The sequence below is a fragment of the Mesorhizobium sp. M7A.F.Ca.MR.362.00.0.0 genome (genome assembly GCF_004023175.1).
In the GTDB taxonomy this organism is placed as follows: Bacteria; Pseudomonadota; Alphaproteobacteria; order Rhizobiales; family Rhizobiaceae; genus Mesorhizobium.
The window spans coordinates 7,098-11,282 of record NZ_RZTF01000187.1; the positions used below are offsets into that span (position 1 = coordinate 7,098).

Annotated in this window: 3 protein-coding genes and 1 pseudogene (1 of these 4 cut by a window edge); all 4 read left to right on the top strand. The window is 63.9% G+C overall.

Going from position 1 to position 4,185, the window contains the following annotated elements; genetic code table 11:
- Positions 1–744: ATP-binding cassette domain-containing protein (locus EOC06_RS21405; protein WP_245469868.1), on the top strand; the 744-nt coding region annotated here is incomplete at its 5' end.
- A gap of 77 nt (positions 745–821) precedes the next feature.
- A complete protein-coding gene (locus tag EOC06_RS21410) occupies positions 822–1,421 on the top strand; it encodes a VOC family protein (protein WP_128308725.1) in 600 nt (199 codons plus the stop codon).
- A gap of 141 nt (positions 1,422–1,562) precedes the next feature.
- A complete protein-coding gene (locus tag EOC06_RS21415) occupies positions 1,563–3,857 on the top strand; it encodes a bifunctional salicylyl-CoA 5-hydroxylase/oxidoreductase (RefSeq protein ID WP_128308726.1) in 2,295 nt (764 codons plus the stop codon).
- Positions 3,854–4,185: pseudogene (locus tag EOC06_RS21420) on the top strand (SDR family NAD(P)-dependent oxidoreductase) (it continues 456 nt past the right edge of the window). Before EOC06_RS21415 ends, EOC06_RS21420 begins: the two are co-directional and overlap by 4 nt.

Consider the following 4,185-nt stretch of genomic DNA (forward strand, 5'->3'; position numbering starts at 1 on the left):
ATCCTGAAGGGCCTGGATTTCGACCTGCCCAGGGGCTCGGTGACCGGCATCGTCGGCGAATCCGGTTCCGGCAAGTCGACGCTCGGCCGCGCTTTGGTGCGCCTGCTGGAACCCAGCGCAGGCAACATTACTTTCGACGGCCGCGACATCACGCATCTGCCGGAGGCGGAACTGCGGCCACTGCGGCGCAATCTGCAGATGATTTTTCAAGATCCGATGTCGTCGCTCAACCCGCGCCGCACCATTGCCAGCATCATCGCCGCGCCACTCAAGCAAAATGGCCTCGGCGACAATCTCAAGGCGCGCGTTGCCGAGGCGCTGCAGCGCGTCGGCCTGCCGCAAAGCTTCGCCAACCGCTATCGCCACGAATTATCGGGCGGCCAGCGCCAGCGCGTCGGCATTGCGCGGGCGCTGGCGCTGTCGCCGAAATTCGTGCTGGCCGACGAGATCGTCTCAGGGCTCGACGTGTCGACGCAAGCGCAGATCCTGACGCTGCTGGAAAAGCTGGCGGCGGAAATGGGGCTGACCGTCGCTTTCATCAGCCACGATCTGTCGGTCATCCGGCGGCTGTGCCGGCAAGTGATCGTCATGCGCGAAGGCGTGATCGTCGAAGCGAGCGCCACCGACGCCTTGTTCGACAAGCCGCAGCAGGCCTACACGCGCGATCTCATCGCGGCCATTCCGCTGCCCGAGATCGATGCGAGCTGGCTGGACATTCCTTCCGCCGCCAAGGCGCCGACATGAATGCATACGCACGCCGAAGAGCGGGCCTCGGGCGTGCGACCAAAAGACCCAAGTCCCGCCAAATGGAGAGGACTGACATGAAGACCACTATCGCAATTGCAACGCTGGCCGCCGCGATGCTCGGCAGCGCCGGCATGGCCTCGGCGGATTCGATCCCGGGCATGCGCGGCCACGACCACACCGGCATCACCGTTCCCGATATGAAGCAAGCGGTCGACTTCTTCACCGAAGTGGTCGGCTGCAAGAAGGCGATGTCGTTCGGTCCGTTCGCCGACGACAAGGGCACCTTCATGCAGGATCTCCTGGGCGTCGACCCGAAGGCGGTGATCGAAGAGGTCACCATGGTCCGCTGCGGCTATGGATCGAACATAGAGCTGTTCAAATACACCGCGCCCGACCAGAAGAACCTGACGCCGAAGAACAGCGACATTGGCGGCTTCCACATCGCCTTCTATGTCGACGACGTCGCTGCCGCCAAAGCCTATCTCGAAGGCAAGGGCGTCAAGACGCGGATGGGGCCGCTGCCGGTCAAGGAAGGGCCGGCGGCCGGCCAGACCATCCTCTATTTCCAGGCGCCGTGGGGGCTGCAGCTGGAAGCGATCAGCTATCCCGACGGAATGGCCTATGAGAAGGACGCCGAGACGGTGCTGTGGAGCCCGAAGAACCCGGAAAAGTGATCCGGCAGCGCGCTTGCGCGATGACACGCAGGCGCGCTTTCGCCATGTCAGGACAATCGTTTTGATATAAAACTTTAAGCTTGAAATATCTTGTCGCCGGCGCGATACTGAACTCCAGCAAGCGAAGAGGAGATCGCAGACATGAAGGTTGCGGTTCTCGGCGGCGGACCAGCTGGCCTCTACTTTGCCATTTCGATGAAGCTGAGGGACGCCGCGCACGATGTGACGGTGTTCGAGCGCAACCGTGCCGACGACACGTTCGGCTGGGGCGTCGTGCTGTCGGCCGAGACGCTCGACAATCTGTCGAAAAACGACCCGGTCAGCGCTGTCTGGATCAAGAAGCACTTTGCCTACTGGGACGACATCGCCGTCATCCATGACGGCGTGCGCACGGTCTCGTCAGGTCACGGTTTCTGCGGCATCGGCCGTAAGCGGCTGCTGGTCCTGCTGCAGCGCCGGGCGCGCGAACTCGGCGTCAAGCTGATGTTCGAGACCGACATTGCCGATCCCAAGCCCTACATGGAGACGCATGATCTGGTCGTCGCGGCCGACGGCCTGAACTCCAGGGCGCGCAACGCTTTCGTCGACATCTTCAAGCCCGACATCGACACCCGTAAATGCAAGTTCGTCTGGCTCGGCACCAACCAGAAGTTCGACGACGCCTTCACCTTTATCTTCGAGAAGACCGAGCATGGCTGGGTGTGGGCGCACGCCTACCAGTTCGACAGCGACACCGCGACGTTCATCGTCGAGTGCAGCGAACAGACCTGGGCTGCCTTCGGCTTCGGCGCGATGTCGCAGCAGGAATCGATCGCCGTTTGTGAGCGGATCTTTGAAAAACACCTCGGCGGCCACGCGCTGATGACCAATGCCAACCATATCCGTGGTTCCGCCTGGATCAATTTTCCGCGCGTGCTGTGCGAGCGCTGGTCGTACAAGAATCTGGCACTGATGGGCGATGCGGCGGCCTCAGCGCATTTCTCGATCGGCTCCGGCACCAAGCTGGCCCTGGAAAGTGCCGTGGCTCTGGCCGAGTATGTCGAAACCGAGCCGGACCTCGACGCCGCCTTCCGTAGATATGAGGATGCCCGCCGCACCGAGGTGCTGAAGCTGCAATCGGCGGCGCGCAATTCGCTCGAATGGTTCGAGGAGGTCGAGCGCTATCTCGGCCTCGATCCGGTGCAGTTCAACTATTCGCTTTTGACCCGCTCGCAGCGTATCAGTCACGAGAATCTGCGGCTGCGCGATGCCAAATGGCTTGAAAGCGCCGAAGAATGGTTCCAACGCCAGGCGGGTGCCGGCGGCAACAACCTGCGCCGCGCGCCGATGTTCGCGCCGTTCAAGCTGCGCGACATGAGGCTGCAGAACCGCGTCGTCGTCTCGCCGATGGCGCAGTACAAGGCCGTCGACGGCTGTCCGACCGACTGGCATTTCACCCATTATGCCGAGCGGGCCAAGGGCGGCGCCGGCCTCATCTATATCGAGATGACCTGCGTCAGCCCGGAAGGCCGCATCACGCCTGGTTGTCCCGGTTTCTATGCGCCCGAACATGAGGTGGCGTGGAAGCGGCTGGTCGACTTCGTCCATACCGAAACCGAAGCCAAGATCTGCGCCCAGATCGGCCATTCCGGCGCCAAAGGTTCGACCCGGCTCGGCTGGGAGGGGACCGACGTGCCGCTGGTCTCAGACAACTGGCCGGTGATGGCGGCCTCAGCCGTGGCGTGGTCGCCGCAGAATCAGGTGCCGAAGGCGATGGATCGCGCCGACATGGACCGCGTGCGCGACGAATTCGTGGCTTCGGCCGAGATGGCCGATCGTTGCGGCTTCGACATGCTCGAGATCCACGCTGCGCATGGCTATCTCTTGTCGTCCTTCATCACGCCGGTCACCAACCGGCGCACGGATGAATATGGCGGTTCGCTTGACAATCGGATGCGCTATCCCCTCGAAATCTTCCGCGCGGTGCGCGCTGCCTGGCGGGCGGAGAAGCCGATCTCGATGCGCATTTCGGCCAATGACTGGGTGGGCATCGAGGGCGTCACACCGGCCGACGCGGTGGAGATCGCACGGCTGCTGCTCGAGGCCGGCGTCGACATCTGCGACGTCTCGGCAGGCCAGACCTCGGCACTGGCCAAGCCTGTCTATGGCCGCATGTTCCAGACGCCGTTTTCCGACCGCATCCGCAACGAAGTCGGCATGGCGACGATGGCGGTCGGTAACATCTACGAGCCGGACCATGTCAATTCGATCCTGATGGCCGGCCGCGCCGACCTCGTCGCACTGGCACGGCCGCATCTCGCCGATCCCTACTGGACACTGCATGCCGCCGTCACGTTCGGCGACCGTGGTGTCAAATGGCCGGATCCCTATCTGCCCGGGCGCGACCAGCTCTACCGTCTGGCCGAGCGCGACGCCGCAGCGGGGCTGAAAGTATGACGGCCGCCGCGACGATCCCTGGCAAGCATGCGCTGGTCACAGGCGGCGGCTCCGGCGTCGGGCGGGCCATCGCGCTGGCGCTGGCGGGTGCGGGCATCGATGTCACCATCTGCGGCCGCCGGGAAGCAGAGCTCACTGAGGTGGCCGGCGAGAACGACCGCATCTTCGGCATCGCCGCCGATGTCACCGACGAGGCGGCAATGGCGGCGCTCTACCAGAGGGCGCAAGCCGCGCGGGGCCCCTTCGACATCGTCGTCGCCAATGCTGGCATGGCCGGCAGCGCCCCGGCGCACAAAACCGCGCTCAGCGACTGGCAGCGGACGCTCGA